10 protein-coding genes are annotated in these 14,158 nt (G+C 67.3%); 3 read left to right on the plus strand and 7 right to left on the minus strand.

Annotated features, from left to right (window positions below; translation table 11 throughout):
* The first annotated feature begins 135 nt into the window (after window positions 1–135).
* Window positions 136–1,032, plus strand: a complete 897-nt coding sequence (locus tag MRBLWO13_RS02410) for an aldose 1-epimerase family protein (protein WP_341976191.1) — start codon at window positions 136–138, stop codon at window positions 1,030–1,032.
* 164 nt (window positions 1,033–1,196) lie between these two features.
* Here the strand turns inward: MRBLWO13_RS02410 and MRBLWO13_RS02415 are convergent, their stop codons facing one another.
* Window positions 1,197–4,376: an efflux RND transporter permease subunit gene (locus MRBLWO13_RS02415; RefSeq protein ID WP_341976192.1), complete on the minus strand. Its 3,180-nt coding sequence runs from the start codon at window positions 4,374–4,376 to the stop codon at window positions 1,197–1,199.
* A gap of 21 nt (window positions 4,377–4,397) precedes the next feature.
* The gene (locus MRBLWO13_RS02420; protein ID WP_341976193.1) at window positions 4,398–5,003 is read right to left on the minus strand and encodes a TetR family transcriptional regulator; all 606 of its coding nucleotides are present in this window, start codon (window positions 5,001–5,003) and stop codon (window positions 4,398–4,400) included.
* A 159-nt stretch (window positions 5,004–5,162) separates the two neighbouring features.
* Here MRBLWO13_RS02420 and MRBLWO13_RS02425 point away from each other — a divergent pair, with 159 nt between their 5' ends.
* Together MRBLWO13_RS02425 and MRBLWO13_RS02430 are read left to right on the plus strand one after the other, a co-directional pair.
* Window positions 5,163–6,263 carry a hypothetical protein gene (locus tag MRBLWO13_RS02425; RefSeq protein WP_341976194.1) on the plus strand — a complete coding sequence of 367 codons (1,101 nt, stop codon included), beginning with the start codon at window positions 5,163–5,165 and terminating at the stop codon, window positions 6,261–6,263.
* Window positions 6,264–6,328: 65 nt separating this feature from the next.
* The gene (locus tag MRBLWO13_RS02430; RefSeq protein ID WP_341976195.1) at window positions 6,329–7,219 is read left to right on the plus strand and encodes a LysR family transcriptional regulator; all 891 of its coding nucleotides are present in this window, start codon (window positions 6,329–6,331) and stop codon (window positions 7,217–7,219) included.
* A gap of 85 nt (window positions 7,220–7,304) precedes the next feature.
* Here MRBLWO13_RS02430 and MRBLWO13_RS02435 read toward each other — a convergent pair whose 3' ends face one another.
* From MRBLWO13_RS02435 to MRBLWO13_RS02455, 5 genes are all read right to left on the minus strand, one after another.
* Window positions 7,305–8,813 carry an aldehyde dehydrogenase family protein gene (locus MRBLWO13_RS02435; protein ID WP_341976196.1) on the minus strand — a complete coding sequence of 503 codons (1,509 nt, stop codon included), beginning with the start codon at window positions 8,811–8,813 and terminating at the stop codon, window positions 7,305–7,307.
* A 22-nt stretch (window positions 8,814–8,835) separates the two neighbouring features.
* On the minus strand, window positions 8,836–9,948 hold the full coding sequence (locus tag MRBLWO13_RS02440; RefSeq protein ID WP_341976197.1) for a zinc-binding dehydrogenase: 1,113 nt from the start codon (window positions 9,946–9,948) through the stop codon (window positions 8,836–8,838).
* Window positions 9,949–10,039: 91 nt separating this feature from the next.
* Window positions 10,040–11,359 carry an MFS transporter gene (locus tag MRBLWO13_RS02445; RefSeq protein ID WP_341976198.1) on the minus strand — a complete coding sequence of 440 codons (1,320 nt, stop codon included), beginning with the start codon at window positions 11,357–11,359 and terminating at the stop codon, window positions 10,040–10,042.
* A 72-nt stretch (window positions 11,360–11,431) separates the two neighbouring features.
* The gene (gene phnA / locus MRBLWO13_RS02450) at window positions 11,432–12,790 is read right to left on the minus strand and encodes a phosphonoacetate hydrolase (protein ID WP_341976199.1); all 1,359 of its coding nucleotides are present in this window, start codon (window positions 12,788–12,790) and stop codon (window positions 11,432–11,434) included.
* Window positions 12,791–12,974: 184 nt separating this feature from the next.
* Window positions 12,975–14,144 (minus strand): Gfo/Idh/MocA family oxidoreductase, encoded by a 1,170-nt coding sequence (locus tag MRBLWO13_RS02455; RefSeq protein WP_341976200.1) that lies wholly within the window; start codon window positions 14,142–14,144, stop codon window positions 12,975–12,977.
* Window positions 14,145–14,158 lie beyond the last annotated feature (14 nt).

Raw genomic sequence — 14,158 nt, forward strand, 5'->3', positions numbered from 1 at the left:
CGTCGATCGACGCTCACCATCGGCCCCTGGACTCACACTTCTTACACAAAAACGTCCGCGCTCTGCGCGGGTGTCCGAAGCCGACCGCACAAGTTTAGCGGATGCGCCTGAGAAACCTCCCCGTACGATGACTTGGTGACCACGTACTCCCCCACCGGCACCCAGGTGCACCTCCGTCGCGGCGACGTCACCGCGCAGATCTCGCAGGTCGGAGCATCCCTGCGCTCCTTGGCCATCGGCACCGTCGACCTCGTGCCGCCGTACCCTGCCGACGCGCCGACGCCGGCCTGCTCCGGAGTCGTGCTGACGCCCTGGCCGAACCGTGTGCGCGACGGTCGATGGAACGACGGCGACACCATGCGGCAGCTCGCCATCACCGAACCGGCGAAGAACAATGCCAGCCACGGCCTGCTCCGCTTCAGCGCCTACGAGATCGACCAGACGGATGCCGCGGCCACCCTGACGGCGACGATCGTGCCGCAGACCGGCTACCCGTACCTGGTCGAGACCTCGGTCACCTATCTGCTGACCGACGTCGGCATCGAGGTCATCCATGTCCTCGCGAACCGGTCGGCCGAGTCCGCGCCGGTCGCGCTCGGGACGCATCCCTTCGTCACGATCGGCGATGTCGACCCGCATGACCTCGTGCTGCGGATACCCGCGGAGACGGCATTCGACACCGACGAGCGGATGCTGCCCATCGGCACCCGGCCCGCCGACGCGGCGCTCCGCGAGGGGGTCAGGCTCGGCGATGTGACGCTCGACACCGGCTTCACCGACCTGAGCCGCGACGCCGACGGCCGCGTACGGCATTCGCTCACCGCTCCCGACGGCCGTCGCGTCACCCTGTGGCAGGGCGAGGGCTTCGACTACGCGCAGGTCTACACGACCACCGGCTATCCCGGTCAGGAACTCGCGGTCGCCATCGAGCCGATGACCGCTCCCGCCGACGCGTTCAACAGCGGCCTCGGCATCCGCCACCTCGCGCCCGGCGAGAGCTGGACCCTGCACTGGGGCATCGAGCTCGGCTGACGCTCGCCGCGGATCGGTTCACAACTCAGGAAGAACCGACCCATCGAGGGCTATGCGCAGATTCCATCCGCGAAGTTCCGCGACCGCTCGCCCGCCCGGGCTCCGGATCTCCTGAGTTATGAACCAGTGGATCGCGGGCCGATCGGCCCGCGATCAGCGGCCAGCTACTCCGACGGGTGCTCGCGGAGCTCCCGACGGGTCAGCGGATGCGCGTGCGGCAGCACGGACTCGGATGCCGCGTCATCCGTCCCCGACTCCGAAGCATCGCCGGAACCGCTGCCGACATCGCCGGCACCGGCCCGCTTCGCCCGCCGACGCTCACGCGCGCCCTCGACGAGGTTGTACAGCGTCGGCAGCACGATGAGCGTCAGGACGGTCGACGAGATGAGCCCGCCGATCACGACGATCGCGAGCGGCTGCGAGATGAACCCGCCGTGCCCGGTGATGCCGAGCGCCATCGGCGTGAGCGCGAAGATCGTCGCCAGTGCGGTCATCAGAATCGGACGCAGACGCTTCTCTCCACCGGCCATCACCGCGTCGGCGGTCGACAGCCCCTTCTCGCGGTACTGGTTGACCAGGTCGATGAGCACGATCGCGTTCGTCACCACGATGCCGATGAGCATCAGCACCCCGATGAGAGAGGCGACGCCGAGCGGCACGCCGGTGACGATCTGCAGCAGGATCGCACCGGTCGCTGCGAATGGCACAGAGACGAGCAGCAGCAGCGGCTGACGCAACGACTTGAACGTCGCGACCATCACCACGTAGACGATCAGGATCGCGGCGAGCATCGCCAGCCCCAGCTGCGAGAACGAGTCGGCCTGCTGAGTCGCGACGCCGCCGACGGCGGCAGACGCTCCATCCGGCAGCTCGACAGCGGCGAGCGCCTCGTTGACCGAAGCGGTGGCGACGGCGAGGTTGTCGGAGGCCGGCGGCACCGTGACCGTCGCCGTACGGCGCCCCTGCTCCGTGGAGATGGAGGTGGGCCCGTTGCGCTCCTCCACCGTGGCGATCTCCTGCAGCTGCACGAGGCCGAGCGGCGTCGGGATCGTGAGCGCACGCAGCGCATCCGCCGTCGCCGGCGGCTCGGATGCGGCGAGGTAGACGGTCAGCGCCGTGTCACCGATCTCGATCGAGCCGAGCTGTTCCGGACGCATCGTGTTCGACACGATGGAGCCGACCGCGACCTCGGAGAGGCCGCGTTCCGCTGCCGCCACGCGATCGACGACGACCGCGATGTACGGCAACGACGCCGCAAGGTTGTCGGTGACCTGACCGACGCCGTCTCGTCCATCGAGCTCGTCGACGACCGCTGACGTCGCGGTCTGCAGATCCTCGGAATTCGAAGCGGTGACGGTGATCTCGATATCACTGGACCCGAAGCCGGAGCTCGCCGCGACGGCGATCTCGCCAACATCCGACAGCGAATCGATCGCATCCTGCACGTCGGCGCGCAGCGCCTCCTGGTCGGCGTCGCCATCGGTCAGGACCGAGTAGGTCACACCGGCGCTTCCGGAGAACGCGTCGCGCAGCGCCGACCCGCTCGAGCCGATCGAGGCCTGCACGTGCTCGACACCGTCGACGCCGAGCAGCGCCTCCTCGACGGCGATCGCCGCGTCGGACTTCGCCTCCAGGCTCGCGGTCGGGCCGAGATCCTGCGTGACGCGCATCGTGTTCTGACCGGAGTCGCTGAGGAAGTTCACCTTCATCAACGGCGCTGCCGCGAGGGTGGCACCGAGCACGACGACGGCGAGGATCACCGTGACCGCCGAGTGCTTCAGAGTCCAGCCGAGGATCGGGCGGTACATGCGCTGCAGCGGCGTCGGCGGAGCGTCCGGATGCTCCGGATCGATGGCCTTGCCGTTCTCGTCGAGCAGCTCCTTGCCCGGCCGGAGGAACCAGTAGGCGAGCACCGGGACGATCGTCAGCGAGACCAGCAGCGAGGCGATCATCGCGATCGACACCGTCACCGCGAACGGACGGAAGAGCTCGCCGACCATGTCGCCGACGAACACGATCGGCAGGAACACGGCGACCGTGGTGATCGTGGAGGAGGTGACCGCCATGGCGACCTCGCGCACGGCGAGCCGGATCGCATCCCCCTTGTCGGCGTCTCCGACGTAGTGCCGCTTGATGTTCTCGATGACGACGATCGAGTCATCCACGACGCGACCGATCGCGATCGTCAGCGCACCGAGCGTGAGGATGTTCAACGAATAGCCGAACGCCTGCAGACCGATGAACGTGATCAGCACCGACGTCGGGATGGAGATCGCCGTCACCAGCGTCGATCGGATCGACAGCAGGAAGACGAGGATGATGATCACCGCGAAAGCGAGCCCGAGCAGACCCTCGGTGGCGAGCGTCTCGATCGACTGCACGATGAACGGCGCCTGATCGAAGATCACCGTGAACTCGGCATCCGGGAACGCCTTGCCGATCTCGTCGAGTGCCGCGAGCACGCCCTGCGAGACCTCGACGGTGTTCGCCGCCGGGAGCTTGGTGATCGAGATCGACAGCGCGTCCTCACCGTCGACCCGGGAGATGGACGAGACCGGGTCGGATTCCTGCGCGACCGTCGCCACGTCGCCGATCGTCGCCGCGGATCCGACCAGCGGGAGCGCCGCGAGTTCTTCGACGGAGGTGATCTTCGCACCCGTCTGCACGGTGAGCGTCTGGCCGTTCTCGGTGATGTCACCGCCGGGGAAGAGCGTGCCGTTCTGCTGCAGCGCCTGACTGATCGCCTGCGTGCTGAGGCGCTGTTCGGCGAGGGCTGCGGCGTCAGGGGTGATGGTGATCCGCTGGCCGATGCCGCCGACGATCTGTGCGGCGTTGACGCCATCGACGTCTTCGAGGTCGGGGATCGCGACGCGCTCGAGTTCGGCCTGGGCGTTCTCGGCGTCGTCGAAGCCGGTGACGGCGACCTGGATGACCGGGAAGTCATCGATCGCCACGGCGAGCACCTGCGGGCTCACGTCGTCGGGAAGCTGCTGCGCGACCCGGTTGATCGCCTGCTGGATCTTCTGCTCGGCCGTCGCGAGATTCGTGCCGTACGCGAATGTCGCCTGCACGATCGAGGCGTTCGTCGTGCTCGTCGCCGTCGTCGATTCGAGTCCTGGCACGCCCTGGATCGCCGACTCGATGGGCGTGGACACGTCGTTCTCGACGACCTCGGGCGAGGCACCGGGATACGTGGTCATCACGATCAGGTTGGGCAGCTCCAGCGACGGGATGAGCTCCTGCTTGAGGTTCGTCAGCGCGAGGCCGCCGAACACCGCGGCGACGATCGTGATGAGTGCGATGAGCGCGCGGTTCTTGAGGCTCAGGACGGCGAGGTTCGACACGGCTGTTCTCTCTCGGTCGGATCAGGCGGATGCAGGTGCGGATGCGGTGGGTGCGGATGTGAGGATGCCGGCGAGGGCGTCGCGGATGAGGCTCTCGTCTAGCGGCTCGTCGTGGATCTGTGCGTGCCAGAGTACGCCGTCGATGAAGACGGCGGCCGCCCTGGCACGGTCGGTTCCGTGAACGGGAGCGATGAAGGCGACGACCTCGTCCGACCAGTGCCTGGCGAGCTCGCGCACGCGAGGATCGTGCACGGCTGCGGTGACGACGGCACGGTCCGCCTGGACGGCACGCGCGTCTTCGAGCCCCCCGTGGATGAGACGCGCGAGCCCTGCCGGTGTGACGCCGTCGGCGATCACGGCCTGCCGCGTGATGTCGATACGCAGCTCGACTTCGGCGGCGAGCGCATGCAGAGCGGCGTCGCGGAGGTCGTCGAGCGTGGCGAAGTACTGGGTCGTGGCGCCGAGCGGCACCCCAGCGCGGGCGGCGACCTTGCGGTGCGTGATCGCGTCGACGCCGATCTCGACGATCAGCTCGGAGGCGGCGGCGACGATCTCGCGTCGGCGCGCCTCAGGGTCGCGTCTCCTGCGCGTCACCGCATCCGGCATCACCCACCCCCTTCTGTACATTTGTACATTCACTGCGCTTGGAGAACGCTGAGAGGCGAAGTTCACGCCTTTCGACCGCCCCGCTCAGGACATTCGTCTCTGTCTCCGCGACACCGTCCTCCGGAGAATGGGAAGGCATGGTCTCGTTCCCCCCAGGAGGCCGGTTCCCGGAGGTCCCCCATGGTCGCAAGGCCTCGTTTCCCGTTCGCACTTCTCGCAGCCGCCATCGTGTTCACCGCGGCGCTGGCAGGGGCCGCACCCGCCGCGAGCGGCACGACCGGCTCGACGGCGCCGGCGGTCAGCATTCTGGATGACGATCCGACGATGATCCTCGGGTGGGCGTCGCACGACCTGCCCACGATGGCCACGGAAGAAACCGCCTTCGGCAGGAGCAACGGGATGCTCTCCACCTACGTCGATTTCGTGCAGTCTCCTGGATTCCCGCACGACGACGTCGATGCTGCCGAGGCCCGCGGCTCGGCCCTGCTGATCGCCTGGGAACCATGGGACTGGAATCGGCCCGCCGATCAGCAACCTGAGTTCGCCCCGCGCCGGATCGCCGCCGGCGAGTTCGACACCCAGCTGACGGCGTGGCTGACCCAGGCCGCGCAGCGCACCGCCGACGCGGAGATCATCGTGCGCTTCGCTCCCGAGATGGACGACTCGAGCCGCCCCTGGTCGAGCGGCACGGCCGCCGGGAGCAGCACACCGGCGGAGTACATCGCGATGTGGCGTCACGTGTACGCGATCAAGCAGGCGGTCGCGCCCGAGGTGGTCTTCCTCTGGAATCCTCTGAACTACGGAGCCGGGCCGCATCCCTTCGAGTCGTACTTCCCCGGATCTGCGCATGTCGACGCTCTCGCGCTCGACGGCTTCAACTGGGGCTACGTCCGGACGGGCTCGGCCGGGTGGCAGAGCCCGGAGGACGTCTTCGGGTTCTCGACTCCGAACGGCCCGGTGCCGAGGCTCAAAGCGCTGGCCGGCGCGAAGCCCTGGGGCATCGCCGAAGTGGCATCCGCCCCCGACGACCCCGCCGATTTCCAACTGGGAGGCCCCGGTTACGGGGCCTGGGGCACGTGGGTGCACCAATGGCCCGCGAACCCGCCGTACGAACAGACGCCACAGGATTGGATCACCCAGGAAGGCTGGTCGCGGATGCTGATCGAGCGGGCGAGCGACGCCGGGGCCTCCTTCGTCGGCTTCTTCCACACTGTGAAGGAGACCGACTGGCGCCTCACGGACACTCTCGTCGGCCGCGACGTGTTCGACGACGCCTCGTAGCCGCGCTCCTTTCGCCCGGCGCCATAGAATTACGCAGGGCCACGACGGCTTCCGAGAGGGTGGACATGGTCAATCTCAACCAGCTCGAAGTGCTCGTCACGGTGGTCGAGGCGGGCGGTTTCTCCGGGGCCGCGAAGAAGCTGTACATGAGTCAGCCGTCGGTCTCGACCCACGTGCGAAACCTGGAGACGTCGCTCGGCGTGCCTCTCGTCGAACGCACGACGCAGGGCGCACGCGCGACAGCCGCCGGCACGGTCGTCGTCGATCACGCCCGCCGGATCTTCGCCCTGCTCGCGGCGCTGGAACAAGACGTCGCCGCATTTCAGGGGCCGGACGCGGGGCGCCTCACCGTCGCCGGCACGACGACCCTCGGCACGTACCTGCTGCCGCGCCTGGTCGCACAGTTCAGCGCTCGCGCACCGCGCGTCGATTGCCAGATCCGGGTGGGCAACGAGGATGCCGTCGAGGGATGGGTCATCCGCGGCGACGTGGCTCTCGGCCTCTCGATCGGCCTGCCGCGCGAACAGCTTGAGGCTGAGCCGCTACTCACCGAGGAGATGGTGCTCGTCGCCGCCTCCGGTTCACCGCTGGCAGGGCGCACGCTGCAGGCGATCGAGCTCTCAGGGCAGCGTTTCCTCGTGCGAGAGCAGGGATCAGCGACCCGTCGACAACAGGAGGAGATCCTGCGCACCTGGGGCCTCGAGACCGCAGCGCGCTGGGAGATGTGGGGCCCCGATACCCTCAAGGAAGCCGCGTCCGCCGGCCTTGGCGTCGCGCTGCTCTCGGAGCACGCGACAGCACGTGAGCGCGCGATTGGAGACCTCGTCGCCCTTGACATCACCCCGGCACCGCCCGGGCGAACGGTGTCGCTGATCCGGCGGGCCGATCGGGTACTGACCCCGCCGGAGGAGGCCTTCGTCACGCTTCTTCGCAGCATGGCGCACTGGCCGACCTGAAGACTCGATCCGATCGCCGGATCGTTTGCGATGCAGGAGGTGCATCCGCGAGCTTCCTCACGGATGCACCGTTGCGCGGAATAGATCAGTATCGGATGCAGGCCGAGCGCAGATCCGTGTAGAACTGCCAAACCTCCGGTGAGCACTCGGGCGCTCCGAGCTGAGAAGCCTTGGCACCCATGTGAGGCAGATGCGAGTATGCACCGACACCAGGACGGTTCACGTGCAGCATCCCGGCCTGGAACTCCTGCAGCGCCTGGAAGATGCGCGATGGGTCCTGCGTGAAGATCGTTCCGGACATGCCGTACTTGACGGAGTTGCTGATGCGCATCGCGTCGTCGTAGCCGTCGCACGTGATCACGGAGAGTACCGGCCCGAAGACCTCCTCCTGTGCGAGCTCGGAGTCCCAGGCGACATCGTCGAGAATGGTCGGCTTGATGAAGAATCCCGGAGTGTCGAGCTCCGCGGCCTCTCCACCGGCGACGACCTTCGCGCCGTCTGTGATGGCGCGCTCGATGGCGGTGATGCAGGCCTGGTGACGCTCCTCGTTGACCACAGGGCCGATGTCGGACCAGCTCTGATCCCCGCGGCCGATCTTCATGGCCCGCACGCGCGGCGCGAGACGCTCCAGAAGAGCGTCGTGCACCTTCGCGTCGACGATCACGCGGCTCGTGGCGCTGCAGCGCTGCCCGCTCTGGCCGAACGCGCCATGGATGATCGCCTCGACGGCGGCGTCGAGGTCGGCATCATCGAGGACGAGGAGGGCGTTCTTGCCGCCGAGTTCGAGCTGGGTGCGCATGAGGCGGTCGGCGCCGGCGCGGTTGATCGCCTGACCGACCGGTAGCGAGCCGGTGAACGAGATGCCGGCGACGCGGGGGTCGTTGACGATCGCCTCCCCCGCTTCGCGGTCGCCCTGGATCAGGTTCAGCACGCCGGCCGGAACGCCCGCGTCGTGGAAGGCTTGCACGAGCAAGGCCGAGGTCCACGGGGTCAGCGGAGACGGCTTCAGCACCGCGCCACAGCCCGCGATCAACGCGGGAGCGATCTTCCACATCGGGATCGCGACGGGGAAGTTCCACGGCGTGATCAGGCCGACGACGCCGAGCGGGCGGCGGAATGTCATCACGATGGTGCGCGGCTCCTCAGCAGGAGTCGTGACACCGTTGATGCGTCGCGCCTCGCCGATGGTGAAGTCGAGGATCGCCAGGGAGCGGGTAACCTCGCCGCGAGCCTCGTTGAGACGCTTGCCCTGCTCGCGGGTGATCGCCGCAGCCAGGATGTCGATCCGGTCCTCGATGATACGGGCGGCGCGGGTGAGCACCTTCGCTCGTTCGATGGGGCCGATCGCATCCCACTCGATGCGAGCGCGTTCGGCGGCGTCGACCGCCGTTGTCACATCGGCGGTGACCGACTCGGTGAACTCGCCGATGACGTCGTTCAGGTCCGCCGGGTTGATGTTGCGTCGGGTGTCGCCGCTGACGCTGGCGCGCCACTGTCCGTCGATGTAATTGAGGAGGTGGTCGGGATCGGGGCTATGCGTCACGGCATATCCGACCACGGTCGAAGGTTTCGGATCGATACTCACGTCAGTCACTTCAAGCTCCTGAGTTCGGGGGTCAGTTCGGGCGGACGGCGATGCGCGGAGCGACGGCGGTGCGTGCGACGGCGACGGCTTCGTCGATCTCGTTCAGCGGAAAGGCGTCGGGGATGAGATCGGAGAACAGGTGCTGCACAGAGGTGCGCTGCAGAAAATCGACGGCCTCGACGAGGTCGTCGATCCGGTAATTGTGGCTGCCCACAACGGTGGTCAGGTTCTTCACGAAACCACTCGGCTCGAAGATGATCTCCGGGGCGGGCGACACAGAGCCGACCATCGCGATGCGGCCGCCCATGGCGACCACCTGGAACGCAGACTGCACGGCACGACTGTTGCCGGAGAGCTCGAAGATCACGTCAGCGCCCAGGCGCCCGGTCGTCTCCGCGAGGTCCTCGGGCGCGACGGTGGCGGTCGCACCGAACTGCGCGGCCAGCTCGCGTCGGGCGGGATCGACGTCGACAGCGATGACGGTCTCGACGCCGCGATCCTTCGCATAGGCGACGGCTGTCAGCCCGAGCATCCCGCATCCGAGCACGACGACGACATCGGAGGCGTCGAGCTCGACCCGGCGTGCGGCGCAGGTCACTGTCGCCGTGGCGCAGTTCGCGGGAGCGGCCAGCTCCGCGGGAAGGTCTTCGGGCACCGGAACCAGACCGGTGCCAGCGATGAGGTGGCAGTGCGAGGCAAAGCCGCCATTGAGCTTCCAGTGGTCATCCATCGCCTCGTGGCCGTACTTTCGGACGCTCTCGCACTTCTGCGGGATGCCGCGCAGGCATCGGCGGCACTCGCCGCACGAGGTGCCGATGGTCCAGGTGACTCGAGTTCCGATGGCGAGGGCCGCCCCATCAGGACCCGAAGCGCTGCCGCCGGTGGCGACGATGCGTCCGACGGCCTCGTGACCGAGAACGGTGGGCAGCGGAGTCGGGCGATCTCCCCCGATGGTGTGCAGGTCGCTGCCGCAGATGGTCGCGAGTTCAATCTCGACCAGCACCTCACCGGGACGGAGTACGGGCAACGGCTGGCTGTCGACCGAGAAACCCTCGTCGACTCCGGACCAGACTGCGGCTGCGGCCGTGGGCGTCGCCTCTCGGGTGTCCGTGGCCTGTTCAGTGACGTCTTCGTCGGTGTTCATCGCTGCTCCTCAGCGCTCTCTTCGAGCGATCGTACGCTTGCGTTCATGGAGTGCGGGCCCCGGGACGGAATGCTCCCGGGACCCGCAGTTGTCATCGCCGGATCGTCGCCGCCACGAGGGCACTGCAGGTACAGGCGACAGCGACGATCGGGAAGATCAGGCCTGCGTCTCCGCCGTTGTGGTCCATGATCGCCCCGATGATCGGCTCTGCGGCACCTGCGAACAGGTAGGCGAAGAAGTTCACTGCACCGATCGCGGTGCCCGCCATCACCTTGCCGGCGAGATCGGGGCAGAGGGCCCAGAACGAAGACTGAGGACCATAGATGAAGAACCCGCAGAGGAAGAGCAGGACGATGCCGAGCAGCGGGCCGGGGTTCAGCAGCCACATCGCCAGAGCCGAAACGGCGCCGAGAGCCATGAAGAGCATGATCGGACGGTCGCGGCGAGAGCCGAAGAGGCGGTCGGACAGCTGACCGTTGACCAGAGCGCCGACGGCCATGCCGACCGGCAGCGACAGCGAGATCCACAGACCGCCCGGGGTCGATTTCCATTCGTCGCCGAGGAAGAACACCGGCACCCAGATGAGCATGCCGTAGCGAGCGGCGTTCTGGAACCCGATCGCGACACCGGTGAGCCAGATCTTGGGGATGCCGAGCACGGTCTTGTAGCGGGTGAGTGAGGTCAGCGTCTCTGCCGGCACCTCGACGGTCGCGTGCGACGACGTCGTCGTCAGAAGGGGCTTCTCGGCCTCATCGGCGTCCTTGGTGAAGCGCTCAGGCGGAATGACGCCCGCCTGCTTCGGGGTGTCGCGGGCGACGAAGTAGAAGGTGATTCCACCCACGAGCATGAGCAGCACCGGCAGGCGGAACAGCCACTGCCAGTCGAGCTGGAACGTCGACACCACGAGCGTCGAGGTACTGAAGACGAGCACCGACGAGCATCCGGCAGCCAGCGTGTAGAACCCGAAGGTCTTGCCGCGTTCGGAGTGGCTCCACCAGTTGGAGATCACCCGCCCGCCTGCAGACCAGCCCATCGCCTGGACGAAGCCATTCGCCCCGAGCACCGTCGCCATCGCGGCGGGCGAGCCCATGAAGCTGGCGATCACGCAAAAGATGGTCGAGCTGATCGAGCCGACGGTCGCGAGCCTGCGACCCCCGAACTTGTCGGCCAGGTTGCCGTTGACCATCTGACCGACGGCGTAGGCCCAGAGCGCCACGCCGCTGATCATTCCGACGGTGGCCTTGGTCCAGCCGAACTCCTCCTGGATGCCGGGGATCGCGAAGCCGAAAGCCTGGCGGCCCGTGTAGAAGAACAGATACATGAACATCGCCGCGAGCAGCATCTGCCACGCCTTCTTGCGGAAGGAGTGCTCATCGAGCTGCTTACCGGGCGCCATTGCCCGGTCGGTCATAGTCGACATTGTCTAGCCAATCTCCGAGTCGCCTGCGCCCTTCGTCGGACGCAGACTGGGGTAGGGGTTTTCTTAGGCGACGGCGAGTTCAGCCGCGTTTTCGTTCTGGGTCACCAGGGTGGTGGCGACCCAATACGCGTCGTAGTTGTGGATGTAGGCGGTGCGACCCCACGGCTCGTCGAGTTCGGCGGGACGCGGCAGCTCGCGGTTGATGATGAACGGGATCTGGAGTTCGCCGAGTGCACCGTGCGAGCGCAGCGGGGCGTCGAGACCAGTGAGGTCGTGCCAAGCGGCGTAGCGGCCGACGGCGGTTCCCTCCTCGCCGAGGACGATGATGTCGCCGATACGGTCGGCAGGCATCGAGAACGTCGACGCGGCCTCTTCGCGGGTGACGGCGACCTGCACACCGGGGATCTGGCGGAGCGCTTCGATGGTGGAGTCGCGGTCAGCGCCCTCAGGAAGGTAGACCGAGGCGAACGAACCCAGCGCGCCGTGGTGCACTGTGTACGGGTCGGTGATGGGGAGGATGACCCGCAGCCCGTCGGAGCCCGGCTCGGCACCGGTGGTGCCGAGGATCCTGCGGACCTCGTCTTCGACGAAGAGCACGTTCGGCTTGCCGGCCGCGTCGGTCTTCGCGCTCATACCGTGATCGGCAGTGAGAACGACGATCGCGCCGAGCGCCTCGAGTTCGGCGGCGTAGCGGTCGATCTCGGCGTAGAGGTCATTCGCCGCCTCGGTGCCAGGGGCGTTCTTGTGCTGGATGTAGTCAGTCAGAGACAGGTACATGATGTCGGCGCCGCGGGTGCGCAGGATCTCGACGCCTGCGGCGAGCGCGAAGATCGACAGGTCTGCCGAGTAGACGCTGGCCAACGGAAGTCCGACGAGCTCGAGCACGTTGTCGATGCCGTTGTCTTCGATCGTGGCCTGGTCGGCCTTCTCGGCGGAGAAGCAGATGCCCCTGCGGCTCGGCTCGACGAATTCCCCGCTGCCCTCGAGACTGGGGCCCGCCTCGACGACGCCGGCGCCCAGCAGGCGACGCAGCTTGTCCTTGGCGGTGACGATGACCACGTCGAGCCCGGCTTCGTTCGCCGCACCGAAGATGGTGGGGACGCGGAGGAACTTCTTGTCATTCATCAGCACCTCTTCGCCGGTGGAGGTGTCGAAGATGTAGTTTCCGCTGATTCCGTGCACTGCCGGCGGGTGACCGGTCGCGATCGAGATGTTGTTCGGGTTGGTGAGCGCGGGCATCGCGCAGTGCGCCTCCCACGAGCTCGCGTTCTTTTCGAGAACGCTGGCGAGCCACGGCATCCGACCGGCCTTGATGGCCTCGATGTGGTAGTCGGGCTCGCTGCCGTCGATGCAGATGACGACGACCGGAGCCGAAGGCTTGGTGTACGTGCGGTCGTTGACGGTGAACGTCTCAGCAGTCACGGGTGGCTCCTCAGATTCAGGTGATTCGGATGTCACCCACTCTGCGCTCACCGCAGCAGGCCCGGAACCCCGAACGGGGCTATGGGAGCGATAGCCACAACGGTGCTACCTCTGCGCGACGTCGGTCCCCTGACCCGCGAAACGACGCGCAGCCCCGATACTCGCGGACGCGCGCACGCCCGAGTTACGCGACCTGCCCCCGCGCGAAGTACTCGACCAGCTCGGGATCGAGCGACGGAACGTCGATCGCGGAGCCGTCAGAGCGCAGTGACTGCGTCGCGAGAATTCCGGCCGCCACCGCTTCCCGCGCCGCAACCGGCGAGGTCTCGGTGAGCCCGCCGTCACGGACGAACCGGAGGAATTCAGCGACCAGCAGAGCGTCGGCACCATCGTGCCCCGCGTCCGGGACCTCGGGCACGATGAAGGTCTCGTCGGCCTCGGCCGCGCCACGGTGACGGCGGTTCCAGAGCTTGACCTCGCTCCCCGCGGTGTCGCCGAAGTTCTCGATGCGCCCCGCGGTGCCGATGACGGTGTAGTTGCGCCAGTAGTCCGGCGTGAAGTGGCATTGCTGATACGAGGCCATGATCCCGCCGGTCAGCCGCATGTTCACCATCGAGATGTCCTCGACGTCGATCACCGGGTGCAGACCCGTGAGCGAGGTGGGCGGCCAGTTGTCGACACTGAACCAGTCCGGCATCCGCTCGCCGGTGCGCTCGCGACGATCGGTGATGTCTCCGTAGACGCTGAGCTCACCCATCGCGGCGACCTGCTCGGTGTAGGCGCCGGCCAGCCAATGGATGATGTCGATGTCGTGCGCGCCCTTCTGCAGGAGCAACCCGGTGGTGCGGCGACGGTCGGCGTGCCAGTCCTTGAAGTAGAAGTCCCCGCCGTGGCCGACGAAATGACGCACCCAGACGGCCTTGACGTCACCGATGCGCCCGTCCTGGATGAGGTCGCGCATCAGCGTGATCACGGGCATGTGCCGCATGTTGTGACCGATGTACAACCGACTGCCTGTGCGGCGGGCAGTCTCGAGCATCGCGTCGGCGTCGGCGAGATGGATCGCGAGCGGCTTCTCGCAGAAGACGGCGACGCCCGCTTCGAGGGCGCGGATGCTGAGGGCTGCGTGCGTGTCGTCCGGCGTGAGCACCATCACGGCGTCCACCCCTGAGGCGAGCAGTTCGTCGAGTGAATCCGTGACGAGTGCGTCCGGCACGAGGCGACGTGCATCGTCACGGGCGCGCTCTGAGGGGTCGCAGATCGCAGTGATGCGCGATCCCTCGCCCGGTCGCTGCACCTCCTCTCGGAGAGAGGCGCGCGCGCCGAAGCCGATGATGCCGATCTTGAGATCCACGATGGTCCTTCTGG

Source organism: Microbacterium sp. LWO13-1.2 (assembly GCF_038397725.1).
Lineage (GTDB): Bacteria > Actinomycetota > Actinomycetes > Actinomycetales > Microbacteriaceae > Microbacterium.